15 protein-coding genes are annotated in these 24031 nt (G+C 43.6%); 7 read left to right on the top strand and 8 right to left on the bottom strand.

Annotated features, from left to right (window positions below):
* Window position 1: 1 nt before the first annotated feature.
* Both JRG66_RS04135 and JRG66_RS04140 read right to left on the bottom strand, forming a co-directional pair.
* Window positions 2–745 (bottom strand): SDR family NAD(P)-dependent oxidoreductase, encoded by a 744-nt coding sequence (locus JRG66_RS04135; protein ID WP_265164483.1) that lies wholly within the window; start codon window positions 743–745, stop codon window positions 2–4.
* A gap of 7 nt (window positions 746–752) precedes the next feature.
* Window positions 753–2918: an alpha-glucuronidase family glycosyl hydrolase gene (locus JRG66_RS04140; protein ID WP_265164484.1), complete on the bottom strand. Its 2166-nt coding sequence runs from the start codon at window positions 2916–2918 to the stop codon at window positions 753–755.
* A gap of 173 nt (window positions 2919–3091) precedes the next feature.
* On the opposite strand from JRG66_RS04140, the gene JRG66_RS04145 reads away from it, so the two are divergent.
* Both JRG66_RS04145 and uxaC read left to right on the top strand, forming a co-directional pair.
* Window positions 3092–5296 carry a glycoside hydrolase family 3 N-terminal domain-containing protein gene (locus JRG66_RS04145; RefSeq protein WP_265164485.1) on the top strand — a complete coding sequence of 735 codons (2205 nt, stop codon included), beginning with the start codon at window positions 3092–3094 and terminating at the stop codon, window positions 5294–5296.
* An 18-nt stretch (window positions 5297–5314) separates the two neighbouring features.
* Entirely contained in the window at window positions 5315–6712 is a 1398-nt protein-coding gene (uxaC, locus tag JRG66_RS04150) for a glucuronate isomerase (RefSeq protein ID WP_265164486.1), read from the top strand.
* A gap of 60 nt (window positions 6713–6772) precedes the next feature.
* Here the strand turns inward: uxaC and JRG66_RS04155 are convergent, their stop codons facing one another.
* Entirely contained in the window at window positions 6773–7801 is a 1029-nt protein-coding gene (locus tag JRG66_RS04155; protein WP_265164487.1) for a LacI family DNA-binding transcriptional regulator, read from the bottom strand.
* A gap of 103 nt (window positions 7802–7904) precedes the next feature.
* The gene (locus JRG66_RS04160; RefSeq protein WP_265164488.1) at window positions 7905–8624 is read right to left on the bottom strand and encodes an NUDIX hydrolase; all 720 of its coding nucleotides are present in this window, start codon (window positions 8622–8624) and stop codon (window positions 7905–7907) included.
* Between the two features lie 158 nt (window positions 8625–8782).
* On the opposite strand from JRG66_RS04160, the gene xylE reads away from it, so the two are divergent.
* Genes xylE through xylA form a run of 3 tightly spaced genes read left to right on the top strand, consistent with a single transcriptional unit; the run spans window position 8783 to window position 13209 of the window.
* Entirely contained in the window at window positions 8783–10390 is a 1608-nt protein-coding gene (gene xylE / locus JRG66_RS04165; RefSeq protein WP_265164489.1) for a D-xylose transporter XylE, read from the top strand.
* A 6-nt stretch (window positions 10391–10396) separates the two neighbouring features.
* Window positions 10397–11893: a xylulokinase gene (locus tag JRG66_RS04170; RefSeq protein WP_265164490.1), complete on the top strand. Its 1497-nt coding sequence runs from the start codon at window positions 10397–10399 to the stop codon at window positions 11891–11893.
* 2 nt (window positions 11894–11895) lie between these two features.
* Window positions 11896–13209, top strand: coding sequence for a xylose isomerase (gene xylA, locus JRG66_RS04175; protein ID WP_265164491.1), 1314 nt, complete (start codon window positions 11896–11898; stop codon window positions 13207–13209).
* Between the two features lie 229 nt (window positions 13210–13438).
* Here xylA and JRG66_RS04180 read toward each other — a convergent pair whose 3' ends face one another.
* Together JRG66_RS04180 and JRG66_RS04185 are read right to left on the bottom strand one after the other, a co-directional pair.
* Window positions 13439–15379 carry a RagB/SusD family nutrient uptake outer membrane protein gene (locus JRG66_RS04180; RefSeq protein WP_371875332.1) on the bottom strand — a complete coding sequence of 647 codons (1941 nt, stop codon included), beginning with the start codon at window positions 15377–15379 and terminating at the stop codon, window positions 13439–13441.
* 10 nt (window positions 15380–15389) lie between these two features.
* Complete coding sequence (locus tag JRG66_RS04185) at window positions 15390–18461, bottom strand: SusC/RagA family TonB-linked outer membrane protein (RefSeq protein ID WP_265164492.1); 3072 nt, start codon at window positions 18459–18461, stop codon at window positions 15390–15392.
* 282 nt (window positions 18462–18743) lie between these two features.
* Here JRG66_RS04185 and JRG66_RS04190 point away from each other — a divergent pair, with 282 nt between their 5' ends.
* Complete coding sequence (locus JRG66_RS04190; protein ID WP_265164493.1) at window positions 18744–19868, top strand: glycoside hydrolase family 43 protein; 1125 nt, start codon at window positions 18744–18746, stop codon at window positions 19866–19868.
* 10 nt (window positions 19869–19878) lie between these two features.
* Window positions 19879–21810 (top strand): sialate O-acetylesterase, encoded by a 1932-nt coding sequence (locus JRG66_RS04195; RefSeq protein ID WP_265164494.1) that lies wholly within the window; start codon window positions 19879–19881, stop codon window positions 21808–21810.
* A 212-nt stretch (window positions 21811–22022) separates the two neighbouring features.
* On the opposite strand, the gene JRG66_RS04200 is transcribed toward JRG66_RS04195, so the two are convergent.
* Complete coding sequence (locus JRG66_RS04200) at window positions 22023–22871, bottom strand: aldo/keto reductase (RefSeq protein WP_265164495.1); 849 nt, start codon at window positions 22869–22871, stop codon at window positions 22023–22025.
* Window positions 22872–22978: 107 nt separating this feature from the next.
* Window positions 22979–24031: an aldose epimerase family protein gene (locus JRG66_RS04205; RefSeq protein WP_307726309.1), complete on the bottom strand. Its 1053-nt coding sequence runs from the start codon at window positions 24029–24031 to the stop codon at window positions 22979–22981.

Here is a 24031-nt window from a genome sequence, read left to right on the forward strand (position 1 = left end):
CCTAAAAGCCTATTGAATTTCCACCATCTACCGGAAGAACGGTGCCGGTTGTAAATTTTGATTCTGAAGTTGCGAAATAGAACACGGCATCGGCCACGTCTGAAGGTTCCCCAAGTTTGCCCATGGGTGTTCTTGACAGCACCCTGTTCTTTCTCTCGGGATCATTATCAAGGGCTTTGCCCGACATGTTGGTTTTGATAAACCCGGGAGCCACGGCGTTCACCCGAATTCCAAACTGTGCCAGGTCTACCGCCATGGCACGCGTCATGCCATCTATAGCTGTTTTGCTGGCAGAATAGGCTATCACCTTTGGAATGCCGTATTGAGCAGCCATGGAACTTATATTGATGATACTGCCCGAATTATTCTTCTTCATCACCTTTACCACTTCCCTGCTCACTGCAAAAAGCGCCACCACATTGGTGTGTAGAATATTCTGGAATTCATCGTTGGTTACTTCTAAAAATTCTTTTTTCATGTTGATCCCGGCATTGTTCACCAGGATGTCGATCTTGCCGGCTTCTTCAGCCAGTTTTGCTATGGCTTCAGGTATTTCATCGAGATTATTAAGGTCAAGAATAAAAGGTTTGGCGTTGGGGCCTAAATCTTTACAGGCCTGCAGCGTTTTTTCTTTATTCCTTCCGTTCACATAAGTGGTAATTCCGTGGTCACAGAATTTTTTTGCAGTTGCAAATCCCAGTCCGGCATTTGCGCCGGTAACAAGGGCTGTTAAATTTTTGTTCATAGTTGAATTAATGCCAGGAAGGGCTTATGCCGGGGGCATAAGGGAATTCCAGTGATTTATAATATTTTAAGTCATGTTCGGGTTCAGGAATAAAATCGGGCAGTTCCATTCCCGAAAACTGTTGAAAATAGAGAAGCACGGCATTTCGCCACCATTTAGCTTCTTTTAATTGAATTTGCAGCAGCATTTGAGTCTGCTCAAATCTCTGATCATCTACATATCCCTGCATCTCATTCCAGGTATTGATCATTTCTTCAACATCTTCTACTCCCTGCTGATATTTTGCTGCCATGTTGTACCAAAGGGTTTTTCCATTCTTCATCTGGTAATCCCAGGGCAGGTGATGAAACCAAAGCAGGTATTTTTCGGGTGTGGTCTCGGGCGAACTGTACATCTCCCGAATGGGTTCCGCATATTGAGAAAGGGCATTGCTGCCCGGGGCAGTTCGGTCAAAACCCACCCCCAGGGAATCGGCCCTGTGATAGTACACCGGGTTCCACTCTGGCCTGTCGAGGTTACCTACCCATGGGCCGGGCCCGTAATGATGCCCTGTATCCATAATGTGATGAAGGCCTAAGGGCGTCATATAATTCACCACGGCTTCCCGCGAATTAAGCAACACTTCGGTCATTTGCTCCACAAAAGCCCTGTCTTTCGAAAATGTCATTTTCAGCCATTCTTTTGCGATCTCTTCAGAATCTGTATAAGGATCCCAGGCCAGTCGTCCAAAGCCATACCAGTTGGCCTGCCCAAAGGGGTGGCCTGTCCAGTTCTTTGCAGTTCCTATATTGGCCACGCCGGCCATTCCGGTTAACTTCTTATTGTTAAGACTGCCATCTATAACTTTGGCAACTGTAGCACCTTCGCCCTGTACAAAAGTGTCTTCATCTAATACCTCTTCAAATAACTTCGGAAGAAAAACCAGGTGTGAACTGAAGCCGAGATATTCCTGGGTAATTTGAAATTCCATCATTAGAGGCGTTTTGGGCATGGCTCCAAAAATGGGATGAAACGGCTCCCTTGGCTGAAAATCTATAGCCCCGTTTTTTACCTGCACCAAAACATTGTCATGAAACTGCCCGTCAAAAGGCACAAACTCAGAGTATGCCTGCTTTGCCCTGTCATCGGGATCGTGTTCAGAATACACAAAAGCCCTCCACATCACAATACCTTTATGAGGCGCTACTGCTTCGGCAAGCATATTGGCCCCGTCTACATGAGATCTTCCGTAGTTATTGGGCCCCGGCTGACCTTCAGAATTTGCTTTGACCAGGAAGCCGCCAAAATCGGGGATTTGGGCATAGATCTCATCAGCTTTATCCTTCCACCATTGACGGACTTCAGGATTCAAAGGATCGGCCGTATCAAGATCTCCCAATTCCAGCGGAGAAGAAAAACGGGCTGTGAGATACACCTGTATGCCATAAGGCCTGAAAACATCGGCTAGGGCCTTTACCTTTTCAATGTATTGGGGCGTGAGCACCACCGAACTTGCATTTACATTGGTAAGTACAGTTCCGTTAATTCCTATAGAAGCATTTGCACGGGCATAATCAACATACTCGGGCTTAATAAGTTCGGGCAGGTGATGCCAGTCCCAAATAGAAAAACCCGCGTAGCCTCTTTCTACGGTGCGGTCAAGATTATCCCAGTGGTTTAAAACGCGCTTCTGGATCTTTGGAGAATCGACAATATTTATATTTTCCAGACTTTTTCTCAGCTGAATTTCCCTGATAAACCTGAACACACCATACAGCACTCCCTGAGGTGACTGAGCGGTGATCACCGTAACCGGAGTATTCCCGATAAATATCTTTTTAATGACAAAGCCTTCAGAATTGATCTGGGTGAGCTCATTATTTACTGAAGGAAGCACATAGGGCGGAAGATCATTTTTGACACCTATTACCACGTCCTGGCCTCCAATGGAGATAGATTTCTCTAATTTCTTCTGAAAGAAACCTTCATAGGCCTTTTGAAGTTCAAGCACAGCAACATTTAAGGTTTCGCCCTTCCCATAGGGAACCACAGTATTTATTTGCCCCCGGTATTGGTCTTTTAAATCTTTTTCAACAGGATCGTATTGCAACCAGAGATCATATCCTTTTTGAGCTGAAGCGCACAGTGAAAAGAGCAGCATGAAAATAAGTAAGGGGAATTGTTTTGAGAACATAATTTTAAAACTAATGGAGGTAAAACAAAATTGAACGCAGTTGTCATGCGAAAATTAGGCAAAAAAAAGCATGCTGCAAAATAAATCACGCAATCGGTTGCGCATAATTTATTTTTATGCGTAATTTGTTAGGCAACACTTACTTTTATAATGTTGCCAAAACCCAATCAATTATGAAAAGATCTATTTTTGAGCCTTTAATAATAGCGATTCTATGTATACCCTGCCTTTTGTGGGGTCAGCAAAAGACTGAGGATAACAACTTCCCGTTTACCAATCCGGAACTTTCTACAGAAGAAAGGGTGCAGGATTTAATCAACCGATTGACTTTAGAGGAAAAAGCCGGACAGATGATGCACGACAGCCCTGCTGTTGAGAGGCTGGGTATTCCTGAGTACAACTGGTGGAATGAAGCCCTTCACGGCATTGGAAGATCGGGGGTGGCCACGGTTTTCCCCCAGGCTATAGGCATGGGCGCTACCTTTGACGAAGATCTTATCTTAAGGGTGGCCACAGCAATTTCGGATGAAGCACGCGCAACTCACAATACAGCAGTAAAAAACGGCTACCGCCGGCAGTACAGCGGACTCACCTTCTGGACGCCCAATATCAATATTTTTAGGGACCCGCGTTGGGGAAGAGGCCAGGAAACTTATGGAGAAGATCCCTTTTTGACTGCCAAACTGGGAACCGCCTTTGTAAAAGGCTTACAGGGAGATCATCCAAAATATCTCAAAACTGCTGCTGCAGCCAAGCACTATGCCGTACACAGCGGCCCCGAAAAACTGAGGCATGAGTTTAATGCAGTGGCTTCGCAAAAAGATATGTGGGAAACGTATTTGCCCGCTTTTAAAGCTCTGGTAGATGCAGATGTAGAAACCATCATGTGCGCCTATAACGCTACCAACGGGGAGCCATGTTGCGCCAATAAATACCTGCTCCAGGAGGTACTGAGGGATCAATGGAACTTCAAGGGGCACGTGGTAAGCGACTGTTGGGCCCTTGTAGACTTCTACGAAGGCCATAAGGTTGTGGAAACACCGGCAGAAGCAGCTGCAATGGCCGTAAAACACGGCGTTGACCTCAACTGCGGAAGCACCTATTACCCCAGCCTGGTCGAGGCAGTTGAAAAAGGGCTGGTCACGGAAGCCGAAGTAGATGAACGCCTGAAGGTACTTCTAAAAACAAAGTTCAATCTTGGCCTTTTTGACCCTGCAGATGCCAATCCCTACTCCCGGCTTTCCGCAGAAAACCTGAATACTAAAGGACACAGGGCGCTGGCCAGGGAAACAGCACAAAAATCGCTGGTGTTGCTAAAGAACAACGGGGCATTACCTCTCAAAAATGACCTTTCCAAGTACTTTGTCACCGGGCCTAATGCCACAAGTATAGAAGTACTACTGGGCAATTATCACGGGATAAATCCAGACATGGTGACAATTCTGGAAGGGCTGGCAGGAGCAATAGCACCACAGAGCCAGATGCAGTACAGGCAGGGAACTTTGCTCGACCGCCCAAATGCAAATCCGCAGGACTGGGCTTCCCCCAACGCAGCCAACAGTGACGCTACTATAGCAGTTTTGGGAATATCGGGCGTTCTTGAAGGGGAAGAAGGAGAATCTATTGCTTCCGAAACTTTTGGAGACAGGTTAGATTACAACATTCCGGCCAACCAGATAGACTACCTCAGGAAACTGAATGAAGCTGCCGGAGAAAATCCTGTAATAGCAGTAATCACCGGAGGAAGCCCCATGAATTTGCAGGAAGTGCACGAACTCGCAGATGCAGTTCTCCTGGTGTGGTACCCCGGCGAGGAAGGCGGAAACGCGGTGGCCGATGTTATCTTCGGAAAAGTTTCCCCCTCGGGCAGACTGCCCATTACCTTTCCTAAGTCTCTTGCAGACCTTCCGGCTTATGAAGATTATTCCATGGAAGGGAGAACTTATAAATACATGAACGAAGAGCCTATGTATCCATTTGGGTACGGCCTTAGTTACACCAATTTTGATTATTCAGAAATCAAACTTTCAAACAACAGGCTTAAAAAAGGCAAATCTTTAACAGCAAAAGTTAAAGTAACAAATTCAGGAGACAGAAAAGCAGAAGAAGTTGTTCAGTTATATGTTTCTGACCTTAAAGCTTCGGCAAGAACTCCCAAATCACAACTTTTCGGAATACAAAGGATTGCACTGGAGCCCGGCGCTTCAAAGGAAGTAGAATTTGAAGTTACTCCGCAGATGATGGAACTTGTTAACAACGAGGGCGAAAGAGTACTGGAATCGGGAGAGTTCAAAATTTATATTGGCGGCTCAAGCCCGGGAAAAAGAAGTAATGAACTTGGTAAAACTTTAAAGGAAGCCGAATTTCGATTAAGGTAATTCCACAAGACAATTAAAATGAAGAATTTTATAGACGAGAACTTTCTCCTGGAGACCGAATATGCCAGGAAATTATACCACGAGAAAGCAAAATTTTTGCCCCTTATAGATTACCACTGCCACCTTTCGGCAAAAGACATTGCCGAAAACCGCATTTTTGAGAACCTTACGCAACTCTGGATAGCAGGCGATCACTATAAATGGCGGGCCATGAGAGCCCTGGGCATAGAAGAAAAATACATTACGGGAAAGGCAGGTGATAAAGAGAAATTTCAGAAGTGGGCCGAGACTATTCCCTACACGCTCATGAACCCGTTGTATCACTGGACACATTTGGAGCTGAAGAGGTATTTTGGGATTGACGAACTTCTGGATCCTTCAAACGCCGGAAAAATTTATGATCAATGCAACAAACTGATCTCCACCCCCGAATTTTCGGTACGCAACCTACTACGTAAAATGAATGTGGAAGTGGTTTGCACCACAGATGACCCAGCAGATGAACTTGAGCATCACCAGAAAATTGCAGAGGAAAACTTTGAAATTAAAATCCTGCCCACGTTTAGGCCCGATAAATTTTTGGGAATTGAACAAGAAGATTTCAACGATTACCTGAACAAAATTTCAGAACAGACCGGCATTGGGATTACAGATTTCCAGACATTACTCGACGCGGCAAATAGCAGGGTAAGCTATTTTCATGATAATGGCTGCCGTCTTTCTGACCACGGTTTGGACTGTGCCTGTGCTGAAGATTTTACCGAAGAAGAGATCAACAACATCCTCAAGAAGAAATTTGCCGGGGAGCAACCCACCCCCGCTGAAGTTTTAGTTTACAAATCGGCGCTAATGCATCACCTGGGAAAGATGTATGCTGAAAGGAACTGGACCATGCAGTTACATCTTGGCCCTATTCGCAACACCAATACCAAAATGCTGGAACAACTGGGTGCAGACGCCGGGGTTGACAGCATTGGAGATTTTCAACAGGCAAAGCCCCTGGCCAGGTATCTAGATTCCCTGAACAGGCTGGATTCCCTGCCTAAGACTATCCTGTATAACGTAAACCCTTCAGAAAATGAAGTAATGGCGACAATGGCCGGAAATTTCATGGGTGACACCCAAAAAGGAAAGATACAGCACGGCTCGGCCTGGTGGTTCCTGGATCAAAAAGACGGCATTGAGAAGCAGTTAACCACGATCTCAAATATGGGGCTTATAAGCTGCTTTGTGGGGATGTTAACTGACAGCAGGAGTTTTCTTTCCTTCCCGAGGCATGAATACTTCAGAAGGATTTTATGCAACTATTTTGGCAATGCCATTCAAAAAAGAGAATTACCCGAAGACCTTGAATGGACCGGAAAGATTATTCAGGATATTTGCTACTACAACGCAAAAGAATATTTTAATTTTTAGAATTCCCGGAGCAGGATTTGAACCCAACATTTAACAAATAAAAACCTCAAAAGTGAAGGGCTAAGGCAGCCTTTTGCTCGAATCGCGAACAATGACCTCGGTATCCAGCATGGTAATTTCAGACACGCTGGAGCCGAGGTTTTCTTTTGAATGTTCTAGAATTCTCAAGGCCGAAATTTCCCCCATTCGCCTTGCAGGATGGGAAATAGTAGATAATGCAGGCTCAATAATAGAAGCCACAGGATCATCATTAAACCCAATAATTGCCAGTTCTTCAGGTATTTTTATCCCTTTTTGCCTGGCACAGCGAATGGCACTCACGGCTGAACTGTCGTTTGAAGAGAAAATACCATCGGGCGGATTGGACATGTTCAGTAGTTTTTCAGTGGCCTCCCAGCCTTCCGCAGAACTCATGGTTTTAAGATTAAAAACCAGGCTCTCATCAACTTCAAGTCCGTTTTCTAAAAGGGCATCAAAATATCCCTTTTTTCGCATGTTATAAACATTCACATGTGGCGCACCGGCAAAATGGGCAATCCTTTTACACCCCTGTTCAATAAGGTGTTTTGTGGCGCGATACCCCGCAGCGTAATTATCGATGACCACACGATAGGAATTGAATTCTTTTGGCACCCGGTCTACAAAAACAACCGGGATATTCTTGTCGAGAAACTGCTTAAAATGAGAGGTATCTGTAGTTTCCATGGCAAGTGAGGCAATCACCCCGCCTACCCGGCTATCATATAAGGCTTTGGCATTCCTCACTTCATTCTCATAGCTTTCGTTAGACTGACTTATGAGCACGTTGTAATTAGCTTTACGCGCCGCATCTTCAATACCGCTTATAAGAGTGGACATAAAAGGGCTGTTGATGCGGGCAATTAGAATACCTATAGTCTTGCTTTTGTTACTCCGCAGGGAGGCTGCAATGGAATTTGGCCTGTACCCCATCCTTTTGGCTGCCTTCTGAATTTCCCTGGTGGTTTTTTTCCCTATACTTTTGTGGTTGTTCAAAGCGCGGGAAACGGTAGAAGGGGAAAAATTCAGCTCTTTGGCCAAATCATAGATAGTCACTTCTTTTTTCTTCATGGAATACAGCTTGGAAATAACAACAGCCGGTTATTTTGCAGATACCAGCAAATATAAATAAACTTGCGCAACTACAGCCTTATTTGTTTGATTATCTGCTATATTAAAACTCGAAATTAAAACCTTTTTCGGTGAGTTTCTGATAGGTTTTATGATCGAATTTATAGAGTTTGGCAGCCCGGTGGGAAACATCTTTCTGCTTCTCGTTGATATCGACCAAAAGCTTCATTCTCAAAAATTTTCTTCGGAAGTTTGGCTTGTCCATCTCCACATTCAGAATCTCCTGATATAGCTGCATGAGCTGAAGGAGGGTAAATTTTTCGGGCAGAAGGTTAAATCCTATTGGTGCCTGTCGCACCCTTTTCCGAAGGTTCCGGATGCTATAATCAAGGATTTGGGTGTGATCATAAATTAATTCGGGCACATCTTTAATTTTGAACCACTTTGCTTCCGAAGCAGTAAAACCGGCCTTTACGCTGTAATCTTCACGTTTTACAAGGGCGTAATAGCCTACGGTGATCACCCGGCCCAAGGGGAAACGATCTGGCTCTCCAAAAGCTTTAAGCTGCTCCAGGTAGATATTGTCTAGCCCCGTTAATTCCCTTAAAAGCCGGTGAGCCGCTGCATCTATACTTTCTACCTCCTGGATCCAGCCTCCCGGCAAACCCCACTTTCCTTTACTTATCCCTTTTGCATGCTTTACAAGAAGCACCTCCAAACTGCCATTTTCGAAACCGAAAATAGTACAGTCAATAGTTATTGAACTCATAACTGATGTTGAAATCAATTCTCCGGTTTCGATATCCAATAATTCTTTCTTCATTGTTGTTACAGAGCTTCTTGTTTACTACTGTATTACGGGAGCTGGCCAGCCACAGAAGTAAATTTTAAGAATATTTTAATATTAGCAGTAAATAATTGCTAAAGTAAAAATTAATATTTAAACTTGTAGTCAATTAAACCATAAGATATCCAAATAAGATGGCCACAACCCACACAAGTAAATCAAGCGTTTATCTTATCACCATAGTAGCCAGTTTAGGAGGCCTGTTATTCGGCTATGATACTGCGGTGATATCTGGAGCCGTAGGCGCTCTCGAAAATTTCTTTATCACTTCTCTCGAAAACAGTCCTTCATTTGCTGAAGACACGATCTTTCAGTTCAAGGTTACCATAAGTCTGTGTATATTGGCGATAGGTGTATTGTTTGCAGACTTTATTCTCAAGTTCTTCAGGAAGAACAAAGCCTATGCAATAATTGCAGGAATTTTGATCTTTGGGGGCGCTATTTTTTATTTCCAGTTCCTCACACTACCTAATGTACTTACCGAAAACCTCAGGAACTCAATTCTGGGATTTATGGTAAGTAGCGCCCTTGTAGGATGTATTATAGGGGCTTCACTGGGAGACAATGTTGCAAATACCATTGGCCGCAGGAACGGATTGATCATTGCAGCCCTGTTGTTCCTAATTTCTGCCATTGGTTCTTCCTATCCCGAAGCCATGAACATCTTTCCCGGTAACGATCTTACTGCATTTATTATTTACAGGATTGTTGGAGGTATAGGGGTAGGACTGGCAAGTATGCTTGCACCAATGTACATAGCCGAAATGGCACCTGCCAACATCAGGGGGCAACTCGTTTCTTTTAACCAGTTCGCAATCGTTACAGGAATGCTGGTGGTTTATTTTGTAAACTACTTTATTGTTAGCGGACAAACAGAATTATGGATCAATGAAACCGGATGGAGGTATATGTTCCTTTCTGAAGGCATCCCCGCTTTACTCTTCCTGCTCTTCTTATTCTTTGTGCCTAAAACCCCAAGGTTCCAGACCATGAAAGGCAATGAGGCAGACGCTATGAAGGTGCTCACCAGGTTAAACGGCCCGGAAACGGCAACCCGAATTCTGGCTGAAATTAAAGCTTCTTTTGGCCGCACAAAATCGCACTGGCTGTCTTTTGGCTGGGGCGTGGTAATTATAGGGATCCTTCTCTCTGTTTTCCAACAGTTTGTGGGAATCAACGTGGTGCTGTATTACGCTCCCGAAATCTTTAGGGGTATGGGAATGGAAACAGATGCTTCCATGCTTCAAACCATTATTGTGGGAGCTATAAACATGCTGTTTACTGTGCTTGCCATAATGACCGTAGACAATTTTGGAAGGAAGAAATTGATGATGATAGGTAGTGCCGTGATGGCTGTAGCCATGGTAGGCCTCGGTTTTGCGCTATACACCGAAACTGAAGGCCTTATCGCCCTCCTGCTCATGCTGCTGTATATTGCTGCCTTCGCCATGTCTTGGGGACCGGTAACCTGGGTACTGCTTTCAGAAATTTTCCCAAACAAGATTCGAGGGGTAATGGCCGTTGCCGTTGCCATACAATGGCTTGCAAACCTTATGGTTTCCTGGACTTTCCCAATGATGAACAACAATTCGGCTCTTGTAGAGCATTTTAACCACGGTTTCTCTTACTGGATCTATGGTATTATGGCCTTCCTCTCTTTACTTTTTATCTGGAAGTTTGTTCCAGAGACCAAAGGAAGAACCCTGGAAGATATGGAAGAACTCTGGCTTAAGAAAAAATAAACATTTATGCACTTTTTAGGAATAGACTTAGGTAGTTCTTCGATAAAACTATCTATACTGGATGCAGAAAAAGGTGAGACCTTATGCGCTGTTACTGCTCCCGATTTTGAAATGGAAATGAAAGCCCCAAAGTTTGGATGGGCAGAACAGGACCCAAACAGCTGGTGGCAATATTTACAACAAGGGCTGGCCAAACTGAAAAGCCAGTACACTTATGACCTGAAGCAAATCAAAGGAATTGGGATTGCTTACCAAATGCACGGGCTGGTTATTACCGATGAAAACCTTGAGCCCGTAAGGCCTTCAATAATATGGTGCGACAGTAGGGCTGCAGCAGTAGGTCATGAAGCATACAAGGCCATAGGTGAAAAGTACTGCAACCAAAAGATCTTAGGCAGCCCCGGCAACTTTACCGCCTCAAAACTGAGTTGGGTTAAACAGAATGAACCACAGGTATACGCCCAGGCAAAATACATGATGCTGCCGGGAGACTTCCTGGCAGCCAAACTTACCAGTACCCCGCAAACCACATCATCAGGCTTGTCTGAAGCTGCCCTTTGGGACTTCCCTGAAAGCCGATTGGCTACAGAAATATTGGAAAAGATGGGGCTAGACAGGGATCTGGTACCACAAATTGTTCCCACTTTTGGCGAGCAGGCTGTAATTGATCCTGAAGTAGCGAACCAGCTGGGACTAAATAAAGATGTTAAGATCACCTATCGCGCAGGAGATCAACCTAACAACGCACTTTCACTGAATGTGCTTAATCCCGGCGAGATAGCCACCACAGCGGGAACTTCGGCTGTTATATATGCGGTGACCAACAAAGATATCTATGATGAAGAAAGCCGTGTAAACACTTTTCTTCACGTTAGCAACACCGAAGATGAAAAGAGAAACGGACTTCTGGGAATTATAAATGGCTCCGGAATATTGTACCAGTGGTTAAGAAAAATAATGTCTGTGGGAAGCAGGGAACTTATTTCTTATGATCTTCTTAATGCTGAAGCTGCAAAAGCAAAACCCGGCAGTGAAGACCTTCGATTCTATCCCTTTGGCAACGGAGTGGAACGAATTTTTAAGAACCGCCAGGCAAATTCGGGAATTGAGAACCTCAACTTTAATATTCATCAACCTCCTCACCTGGTGCGTTCGGCCTGTGAGGGAATTGTTTTTGCCATGAACTATGGCTTTGACGTAATAAAATCTTTAGGAACTTCAGGAGAGATCGTGCGGGCAGGAAAAGGAAATCTTTTTTTAAGCCCGGTATTTAGAGAGATCTTCTGCAACACCACCCAGGCACAACTGGAACTTTACAACACCTCGGGAGCTGAGGGTGCCGCTCGTGGTGCCGCCTATGGTTTTGGCTACTACAAAAATTTGAAAGAAGCCTTTCAAAACCTACAACGCCTGGAATGCCTGGAGCCACAAAAGGATCTCTCAGATCAATATGAGGAAATCTACGGAAAATGGAAAAGCAACATTAAAACTGAAAAAGAGTAAATATGGAATCAAAATTTTTCAAAAACATCGACAAGATCAAATTTGAAGGCAGAGAGAGTGACAATCCTCTTGCTTTCAAATGGTATGACGAGAATAAAGTAGTAGCAGGAAAAACCCTTAAAGAACACCTAAGGTTTGCTACAGCTTACTGGCATACTTTTAACAATACAGGAAGTGACCCTTTTGGGCCTGGTACAGAAACATTTGCATGGGACAAAAGCGATGACCCCATCACCCGGGCAAAAGATAAAATGGATGCTGCTTTTGAATTCATGAGCAAACTGGGAACTCCTTACTACTGTTTTCACGATGTAGACGTGGTTGACGAAGCTCCCAGCCTTGCCGAGTTTGAAAACAGGCTTCAAACCATGGTTGAATATGCCAAACAGAAGCAAAAAGAAACAGGAATAAAACTGCTTTGGGGTACTTCAAACCTCTTTAGCAACCCGCGTTACATGAACGGTGCGGCAACTAACCCAAACTTTGATGTTCTTGCCTATGCAGGTGCCCAGGCCAAGATCGCCCTTGATGCTACCATTGCACTTGGAGGTGAGAATTATGTATTCTGGGGAGGAAGGGAAGGATATATGAGCCTTCTCAACACCGATATGAAAAGGGAGCTTGACCACCTAGGCAGATTTTTGAATACCTGTAAAGATTACGCCCGCAAACAAGGGTTTAAAGGTAATTTCTTTATTGAGCCAAAACCCATGGAGCCTACCAAGCATCAATACGACTATGATGCTGCAACATCTCTGCATTTTATCAAACAGTACAACCTGCAAAACGATTTCAAACTAAATCTTGAAGTGAACCATGCAACCCTGGCAGGGCATACCTTTGAACATGAACTTCAGGTAGCTGTAGACGCAGGAATGCTGGGAAGTATAGATGCCAACAGAGGGGACTATCAAAACGGATGGGATACAGACCAGTTCCCTATAGACCTTTTTGAGATCACCCAGGCCATGCTGATCATTCTTGAAGGTGGCGGAATCCAGGGCGGTGGAATCAATTTTGACGCAAAAGTAAGGCGTAATTCAACCGATCTTGAAGATAAATTCATTGCTCATGTCGCAGGAATGGATGTATTTGCACGAGGTCTTATTTGCGCTAATAATGTGCTTGAAAATACAAAGTATAAGCAGATCAGAAAAGACCGGTACGCTTCCTTTGATTCGGGTAACGGGGCAAAATTTGAAAACGGAGAACTTTCTCTTGAAGACCTTAGCAAAATTGCTCGTGAAAACGGAGAACCAAAACAAATTAGCGGAAAGCAGGAATTGCTTGAGCAGATCATTGCCAACTCCTACTAGAACAGAGCTGATATAAGTTTTAAAAACAAGCCGAAACTTCAGGGTTTCGGCTTGTTTTGTTTTAATGAGTTGGTTTATTCAGGTAATATTTTTACCTGGGGTGTCAAAAAGGGTGAATTTCATCATCATTTTTGCACGATCTTACATTTAGTATTCCCTGAACATCAGGCAAAAAAAATTGGCCACTCCGGGGAAGCGACCAATTTTCACTAACAAACCAAATTATTACTTAGTAACCGGGATTTTGATAAGAGCCCGTATCTCCTTCCATAGCATCAATCTGCCCCTGAGGAATTGGGCGCAGGTAATGATAAGGTTCTATATTTCGGGTAATGGTTTGGGCATTGTGATCGCCGTAATCACTTCCGGCTATACGATAAGTAGAAGCCAGATCTTCCCAGGTTTGGGTACGAATAAGATCATACCAGCGGTAACCTTCTCCAAAATACTCCCTTGACCTTTCAGCAAGGATGTAATAAATGTCAATTTCAGCCGGAGTTTCTGACACCAGTTCAGTACTAAAATCTGCTATTTTAGGCTCCCCTTCATTATTATCCCATCTCCAAACACCTGCCCTGGCTCTAATTACGTTAATTAACTCTCTTGCAGACATACCGTTTGCATTAGCACCTTTAACGGCAGCTTCAGCAGCAATAAAATAGAGTTCAGAAAATTTGGCGATGTTAAAAGGCCTGGTACTGGCAGCATTGGGTTGACCAAGACCATCTCCTGTATTAGTGCGATATGGCCCTAATTTCCAGAGACCGGGATAAGTCCTTCTACTAATATCCTGTGGCCCAATCACAAAATCAGATCTTCCGGGTAATACCCCTGCCCCAATATTGCTTTTTCCCTGCCCATCAGGGTAATCAATTGCAGCATCAGGCTGCTCATCGAGGAAGGTCAAAATAGCGTCTCCGGGTTCTACCGGCAGCCCATTGGCGTTGTAAAGCACCTCCTGCTCTACCCCTCCTTTTGGCCAGTTTCCACGATAAGTTGTGGTAAAAGTCCCATCATAACGCGAGTCACGGGTCTTATCTGCAAAAGTTTGGGTTATAGCACCAATGGTAGGAGCCATACGCGTCCATGGGCGGCCAAGGTCCTGGGAGTCTTCTCGCTGTACAGAACTTACTGTTTCACTCCAGTTAGGGTCTTTTGCGCTGCGAATAACGGTATAGTTCCAGGTCATCATCCAGCCTGCAAAATTTTCGGGAGCACCACCACCACTATAAGTAAGACTTGCTCCGTTATAGTATTCACTGGTTTCAGTATGATCTGCATAAAGAAGGATTTCACTATTGCGATCATTCTCTGCATTATTCACATCGTAATAAGTGGGCTGCAGCCCAAAAGGGCCAGGATTGTTTATAGCCGTTGTAGCCACATCATAAGCTTGCTGGAAATACCACTGCGCATCATGCCCGTCGGGGTCAGTTCTTGAAGTTTCCGGATAAGTTGGGATATTATTTGGATTCTCAAGCCACCAGCCATAGGTGAGGTAAGCTTTAGCCAAATACAACCTTGCAACTGTTTTGGTTGCCCCGCCGGTAACCCTGGGGAATTCAGGAAGGTTTTCAACCGCATTAAGAAGATCGGGAAATACTGCCCTGGTATAAACTTCGGGAACCGTGTTACGGGTAGATGTTCTTGTAGGGTTGGTGTTAAAGGCCAGTTCACCAGCTCCAAGGTCTAATGGAACACCCCCAAAGGTCTGGACCAGCAAAAAGTAATCAAAGCCTCTAAAAAACCTTGCTTCGGCGGTAAGTTCATCAGATATTCCCACTGCCTCGGCATTTTCAATAACCCCATTAGCAGTATTGATATTTGAAAAGGATATATTCCATATTGCATCGGCCCGGCTATCTTCAGGAGTAATATTTCCCTGCCCTGAAAGATCCATTACCAGGAAATTTTGATCTGCACTCTGGGCATAAGTTACCTCATCTGTACCCGTTAAAGTAGTATTGTAGTAATATGCCTGCCCGTAGATATATCTCAAATGAGCATACATAGAGGTCAAACCTCCCAGCACTCCGGTTTCAGTTTTAAAGAATCCCGGTTCATAAGTACTTCTTGGGGTTTCTTCCAGAATATCATCTGAACAGGATATTAGAAGCATTGCCAGCACAAGAGTGGTTACAGCAGAAGTTTTTAAACGAATATTTTTCATAATAATTTTTTTAGAAAGTTAAGTTCACACCTAATACGTAGTTCCTTGTAGAGGGTGTATTGGTTCCAATAGTAAGAAGCCTGTTTGGATACCCTGCCACCGCTGAATTCTGATCACCATAGGAGTTTGTTACCGGATCCATTCCCGATTCATCATAGTAAGGTGAGAAAAGAACAAAAGCATTTTGTACGGTAGCATAAAGTCTAAGGTCATTGAACCCAAGATCACCTACCCTTTCTTTGTCAAAGTTATACCCCAGAGTAAGAGTGCGTATTTTCAAATAAGAGGCATCAAAATACCCCAGGGTAGAACCATATTTGGGGTTATCACCGCTGGTTATTCCTCCTGGCTTTGGATATCTGGCTCCGGTATTTTCTGGCGTCCAGTAATCAACATCCACATTACCGCGACGACCATTAAGCATATTCAAATAACCTGAAGAACCGTATAAGGTACTAATAAGAACTCCCCCAGACTGAAACGCACCTACTGCAGTAAAATCGAAATTTTTGTATGCTAGACGAGTATTGAACCCTCCCTGAAAATCGGGGTTCACATCAATCACCTTTCTATCATCTGGACCAATTTGTCTAACCGGTACGCCATTGGCATCATATTCTCCGGTATATCTTACCTTGATCATACCCACATTTCCTCCTGGCTCCAGAATATCCAGGTAAGGATCATCTTCCTGCCAAAGCCCAATACGCTCATAATCATAGATCACGTTTATTGGGTGACCTTCAAACCAGTTATTACCAACATCCTGAGAAGTTCCTGAAGCCAGTGCCACAAGCTCATTCTTATTAGAATAAAGGTTAAGGCCTGCCTCCCAGCTAAAGCCATCGGGATCGTCGAGAATTACCCCATTAAGGGAAAGTTCAAATCCTTTGTTTTGTGTCTCCCCAATATTGGCAGTATAACTATCAACCCCAGAAGTACCCGGAAGTACCACATTGTAAAGGATGTCATTGGTATTGGTAATATAGTATTCTGCAGTACCCGTAAGCCGGTAATTAAATAAAGAGAAATCAACCCCTAAGTTATAAGTTGTAGAGTACTCCCATCCAAGTTCTGGGTTTGGAAGTTGAGAAACATAATATCCAACTGCATAATTATCGGGGCCAAAGTTATATGGTCTTGTGGCCAAAAGCCCCAAAGTAGAATAGGGGGTCACAGCCTGGTTTGAAGTTTCTCCATACCCTGCACGAATCTTAAGGGAATTCATCCAGTCTGCACTTTCCATAAAGGACTCGTTACCAAGGTTCCAACCCACAGAAACTGCAGGATAAGTATGCCATTTATGACCTTCGGCAAGCCTCGAAGAACCGTCTGAACGCAGTGTGGCAGATATCATGTATTTATTCTCATACTCGTACATTATCCTACCCATATATGACATTAAACCACTCCTGTAGTATCCCTGATTCGCAGGATCTATAATGATCTCATCTGTTGCCTGACCTAAATTATAGAACTGAAACTGATCTGTAGGAATCCCAAGGGCAGCAATACTTGAGCTATTAAATTTACTCTCTTCTGTAGAATATAAGCCTACTACGTTAATTCTATGACTGTCGTTAAAAGTACGGTCGTAGGTCAATAGGTTTTCTACCAGGTAACGGGTAGTAATCGAGTTATTGATGGAAGCATTAGAAAGTGTGCTTTCTGAAACACTAAACACTCCCTGGCCGGTATAACTACCTCCATGTGTACTCCGGTAATTAAGCCCCAGGTTAATCCTGTATTTTAACCCCTCAACACCAGGAATCTCAAGCTCCCCGAAAAAGTTATTAAAAGTCCCGAATTCTCTGGATTGATCAATCCAGGCATCTCCAAGTCCTTCAATGCTTCCGCGAGTACGCACCCACATATCATCTGCCGCCAGGCTCACTACTCTTTTCAAAGTACCATCTTCATTGTAAGGACTTGCAATTGGAGAAGCGGCCAGAACATCATAGATCCCCAGATTCATTCCGTTTCTTACCGAATAATTATTATTGGTATTGAAACCAACTTTTATATACTCACCAATGTCTTGGCTAAGGGTTCCGTTGAAGGAGATCCTTTCAAAATACTGTTCGGGCAGAACAGCTTCATCTTTTGTATATCCAAGACTTGCATTATAACTTCCGCTTTCTGTACCTCCAGAAACACCTAAATTATGATTGGTTATAAGACTGTTTTCATACATAAGGTCCTGCCAGTCGGTATTAATATCATCCATCTCATCTGCTCCGTTCTCGTACTGGTTTGCGGCTTTTCGAAGTGCTACAAAATCGGGCCCGCTCATCATTGGATACTCTCCAAACACAGTCTTCACTCCATAAAAAGCGTCATAACTAAATTGCGCAGCCTGTCCCTGTCTCCCGGTATTGGTTGTAATGATTACCACCCCGTTAGCTCCCCTGGATCCGTAAATTGCGGTTGCCGAGGCATCTTTAAGGATATCCATACTTTGAATATCATTGGGGTTTATATCATTAAGGGAACCTGCAAAAGGCACACCGTTAAGCACGATCAATGGATCATTACTACCCGATAATGAACGTGTTCCACGAATACGGATTTGCTGTGGAGCACCTGGCTGGGAAGAAGTTTGAGAAAGCTCAACCCCGGGAAGTCTTCCCTGCAAAGCTTCAGAAATATTGGCAGAAGGGATATCTCTTAATTCTTCCCCGCCAATTGACGAAACAGAACCTGTTACTGCCTCTCTACGCTGAGTTCCATATCCAATTACAACCACCTCTTCCAGGGCTTCTGTATCTTCCTGCAGAACTATATCGATTTCGTTTTGGCCATTAATATTGACCATTTGGGTAGCGAACCCCACATATGAATATACCAGTACTCCGTTTGATGGCACATCCTCTATCACATATTCTCCATTAAAGTCGGTGGTTACCCCCCTAGAGGTTCCCTGAAGCAAAACGGTAACCCCGGGCAAAGGTCCCATTTCATCTGTCACTGTTCCCGAAACCGTTATATTCTGAGCGGTCGCGGCAGAAGTCATAATTACTGCTAATGTTAGCAACAGACTTTTCCAGGAATGTTTTCCTTTAAATAGTAATACTTCCTTCATGTTGTCATAGTTTAAAATATTAAGAACGATTTGATTTGTAATAGCTGTTAAGCTTTTATTACGATAAATATACGTAATAAATCAATTTACGCAATCGGTTGCGCTATAAAAATCATCAAAAGAATATATCACAGGCTTTAACCATACAAGCCTCCCTGAAAATCAATGCATAGAAGAGAAACAGAAATATTTATTTTACGAATACGATTGAGATCTTTTTACTATTTTAGCAGATAAAGCAATAATGCTTCTCATTAACATTTAACTTTTATCTCACTAAAAATGAAATTTTCCTATTTTCAAAAATCCGCTCTTCTAATCCTTGCCATCTCAATTTGGGGGTGCAAGAATGGAAATAATCAAGAAGAAAAAGTTGAAGCTCCGGAAGCCTCTACCGACACCCTTCCTGAGTTTGCTTCAGAACCACTTGTAAAAGACAACTACACTGCAGATCCCTCTGCACATGTATTTGAAGGCAAAATATATGTATACCCCTCTCATGACTGGGATTCAGGCATACCTGAAGATGACACGGGCGCACACTTTAACATGAAAGACTACCACGTATACTCAATGGATAGCGTTGGGGGTGAGGTTACAGACCATGGTAAAGTACTCGATGTAGAGGATGTGCCATGGGCTTCACGTCAAATGTGGGCCCCCGATGCAGCCGAAAAAGATGGCAAATACTACCTTTACTTCCCGGCTAAAGATCCAAATGACATCTTTAAAATAGGGGTTGCAGTTGGTGATTCCCCCGCCGGACCTTTTACTCCTGAAAAAGAACCTATCGCAGGAAGCTACAGTATTGATCCAGCTGTATACAAAGACAGCGACAACTCATACTATATGTATTTTGGAGGCATCTGGGGAGGACAGTTGCAGGACTACCGCAATAATGAATATCAGGGAGAAGAAGATGTTTACCCAGCAGATGACGAACCCGCTCTTTCCCCTATGGTGGCAAAGATGAGTGATGATATGCTAAACTTTGCAGAGGATCCCAAAGAAATCAAACTTCTAGATGCAGATGGGAACCCGCTACTTACAGGAGATAACGAAAGACGCTTTTTTGAAGCGGCCTGGGTGCATAAATACAATGATAAATACTATTTCTCCTACTCTACCGGAGATACTCACAATATTGCTTATGCGACCGGAGACAGTCCTTACGGCCCCTTCACCTATCAGGGCGTGATTCTTGAACCAGTACTGGGATGGACCAACCACCATTCTATTGTTGAGCACAATGGGCAGTGGTATTTATTTTACCACGACAGTTCACTTTCCGGAGGCAAGACCTACCTTAGAAGTATGAAAGTGGCAAAACTCACCCATAATGAAGATGGAAGCATAGAAACCATTAGCTCATTTGCCAACGGCAGTGACAATATTGTTGAAAACTAGACCTTCAAAAATGTCATTTTTAAGAACATTTTTTACGCTGTTACTCTTCTGCAGTAGTTCCATTTCGATGTTTGGACAGGTAAAGCTACCCAGACTCATTGATGACGGAATGGTTCTTCAGCGAAATAGCAAGGTGAAAATTTGGGGATGGGCTTCTAAACAGGAGCCCATTTCTGTTATTTTCCTGGATAAAGAATATAAAACAGTCGCAGATTCCGAAGGTAAATGGTCGGTTTCACTAAACGACCTACAAGCCGGCGGCCCTTTTATCATGAACATCAAGGGCAGCAACAATATTCAGCTCAAAGAAATTTATATTGGTGATGTATGGCTGGCTTCAGGGCAATCAAATATGGAACTGCCAATGTCTCGCGTTGCACCTTTATATTCCGAAGAAATAGCAACCGCCTCCAATGAGGCTATTCGTTATTTTGAAGTTCCTAAAACGTATAATTTCAATGAAGCCAAAGAAGATCTTGAAGGCGGGGAATGGATACCGGTTGCTTCAAATACCATTGGGAAAATTTCTGCCGTAAGTTACTTTTTTGCGAAAGATCTTTATGAGGAATATAAGGTGCCTATAGGAATAATTAATTCGGCACTTGGAGGTTCACCTGCCGAAGCCTGGATTAGTGAAGAGGCCTTAAAAAAATTTCCTGCTCATTATGACGAAGCGCTGCGCTTTAAAAGTCAGGATTTGAGAGATAGTATTGCAACAGCCGACCAAACCCGCATTAATAACTGGTACAGCGACAGTCAAAAGAAGGACACGGGTCTTAAAGAAAACTGGAAAGCTGCCCATCTCGACGACTCTTCCTGGAAAACCATGGAAATTCCCGGGTATTGGGCCGAAACAGACCTTGGTCCTAAAAACGGCGTGGTTTGGTTCAGAAAGACCATTGATCTTAAAGAAGACCTGGCACAAGAAGATGCAAAACTTATTTTGGGGCGCATCGTAGATGCCGATTCGGTATTTGTAAACGGAACATTTGTGGGCAACACCACCTATCAATACCCGCCGCGGCGTTATGAAATTCCTCAGGGGATATTAAAGGCCGGTGAAAACACTATTAGCATCCGTATCATTAATGAAGGGGGGCGCGGAGGATTTGTAGAGGAGAAAGAATATAAGCTGATTTCCGGGGGAAAGGAAATAGACCTTACCGGCACGTGGAAGTTCAAACTGGGGGCGGAAATGCCCAGGCTGCAGGGACAAACCTTTATCAGGTGGAAACCTCTGGGGCTGTACAATGCCATGATCAATCCTTTAATTGATTATTCCATAAAAGGGGTTATCTGGTACCAGGGAGAATCCAATGCAGATAACCCGGGAGAATATCAGGCTCTTATGACTGCGCTCATCAAAGACTGGAGAAACAAATGGGGGCAGAAAGATTTGCCTTTCCTTTATGTTCAACTCGCCAATTTCATGGGGACCAAAGATGAACCCGGAGACAGCCAATGGGCAAGATTAAGAGATGCCCAGTTAAAAACCCTTACCGTGCCTCATACCGGAATGGCTGTTGCCATAGATGTGGGAGAAGGAAATGACATACATCCTTTAAATAAAAAGGATGTAGGGGAACGCTTGGCAAGAGCGGCAAAAAAAGTGGCTTATGGGGAAGATATAATCCCGGCAGGACCTTTATATAAATCCTTTTCAAAAGAAGGAGATTCCATAGTAGTCTCTTTTGAGAATGCAGGAAAAGGCCTGGTATCCAAAAATGGCAAATCCCTGTCCTATTTTTCCATTGCCGGAAAAGACGGGGAATTCAAATGGGCGCAGGCTGAAATAAGAGGAGATAAGATCGTGGTATATCATCCCGAAATCAAAGATCCCGTAGCAGTCCGTTACGCCTGGGCAGATAATCCTGAAGGTGCAAACCTTTACAATAAAGAAGGCTTACCTGCATCTCCTTTCAGGACCGATGACTGGGAGTAGGTTCAAAAAAAGATAGAAATCCTCAACATCATAAGACCATCATTAGAGAATCCCGATTCTCCAATGATGGTCTTAATATTTTAAAAAGGTTTAGACAATTCGGGCTTGCTTCTTTTAAGCATTCAACTGCCATAAATAACAGTATAAAAACTCCGGAAGAGAAGTATCAATCTAAAAAATTATTGATTTTGAAATTATTCCGAAAAAACTATCTAATTACTTCTGAAGTGGTCCATGAAATTATCGGGGTGTGCTCCTGTTCGTTCTTCCCGGTCCAGGGCATCTATTCGCCGCATATCTTCTTCAGAAATCTCGAAATCAAAAACATCTGCATTCTCAAAAATGCGGTCTCTGTGAACACTTTTTGGAATGGTAACCACTCCTTTCTGAAGGTCCCAGCGTATAACCAGTTGTGCAATGGTCTTTCCATATTTTTCAGCAAGCTCCTTCAGGAGAGGGTTTTGAAAGACTTCTCCTCTCATTAAAGGAGACCAGGCCTCATATTGTATGTGGTTGCGTTTGCAAAAATCAAGCAACGACTGCTGTACCAGCCTGGGGTGAAATTCATTCTGCAGCACCATAGGTTTTATGCTGCAATCATTCAGAATATCCTTTAATTGATGTTCCAAAAAGTTTGACACCCCTATAGCTTTTACTTTTCCTTCGGAATATAGCTTTTCCAGGGCTTTCCAGGTTTCAACATATTTTCCCGGCACCGGCCAGTGTATCAGGTAAAGATCAATATAATCCAGTCCCAGCTTCTCCAGAGATTTGTCGAAAGCTTTAAGCGTTGCTTCAAAACCCTGATCATCATTCCATACCTTGGTGGTCACAAAGATTTCTTCCCGGGGAATTTTCGAACTTTTAATAGCTTCGCCTACTCCACTTTCGTTCTCATAAAAAGAAGCCGTATCTATATGCCTGTACCCGGCATTGAGAGCATGGTGTACAGATTCAATGACTTCCCTGCCTTCTTTGGCCTTATAAACCCCAAGCCCAAGAACCGGCATAGCAACGCCATTGTGTAATGTGGTAGTTCCATTTATATTTCCAATATCCATTGTATCTCTTTTACATCTTCAAATTAATAGTACTCAAAAATGGCATTATTCGATCTCTTTTCTGAAACTTCTTTACCAAAAATATAGCTGAAGATCTACACTCCCACCTAATCTTTTACTGAAAATCTAAAACTTGTTTTACTGAAATAAGTCTCTCCTGGTTCCAGGACTACTGAAGGGAAATTTTCCTGGTTTGGAGTATCCGGATAATGTTGTGTTTCAAAACAAAACCCACTTCTCTTTTCATAAAACCCCTTACCATTCTGAAGTGGCAAAGTGCCGTCCAGGAAGTTTCCGGTGTAGAGCTGCATTCCGGGTTCGGTAGTATAGACTTCCAGTTTCCTTCCCGACTCAGGGTGAAGGGCCGAAGCTGCGAACCGCAGTCCGTTCTCCGGGTTGTTGATCGCCCAGGTGTGGTCATAGCCGTTGCCCCGCTCTAGTTGCTCATGCGCCGCATTAATTTCTTCCCCAATTGCTTTAGGTTTACTAAAATCAAAAGGACTTCCTGCCACAGGAGCAAGCTGGCCGGTAGGAATGAGATGTTCATCTACCGGCACAAAATCATCGGCATTAATTTGAACTTGATGGTTCAATATGGAGTTTGTAAAGTCACCAGACAAATTGAAATAGGCATGCTGGGTAAGGTTCACAATGGTTTTCCTGTCGGTAGTGGCTTTATATTCCACCTCCAGAGAGTTATCTTCAGTAAGGGTATAGGTCACTTCGGTCTCCAGCCGACCGGGAAAGCCCTCTTCCATGTGTTCACTAATGTAGGATAGCACAAGACTATTCTGCTTTAATGCCTCTTTTACCTTCCACACCACCTTATCAAATCCTTTATCCCCGCCGTGCAAATGATTTACCCCATTATTTTGAGCAAGCGTGTATTCCTGCCCGTCCAGGGAGAATTTCCCTTTGGCAATACGGTTACCATAACGCCCAATTAGGGCTCCAAAAAAGGGATTTTCTTCCAAATATTGCTCTAGGGAGTCAAAACCCAAAACCACATCTTCAAAATTGTCATTTTTATCAGGTACTTTTAAAGAAGTAATGCGACCACCGTAGGTGATAATCTTCACTTCCATTCCCTGTTCATTTCGAAGTGTAAACAGGTCTACCTGTTCCCCCTGTGGGGTAACCCCATATTTTTCTTTATGCAT

The sequence above is a fragment of the Salinimicrobium tongyeongense genome, assembly GCF_026109735.1.
Classification (GTDB): Bacteria; Bacteroidota; Bacteroidia; order Flavobacteriales; family Flavobacteriaceae; genus Salinimicrobium; species Salinimicrobium tongyeongense.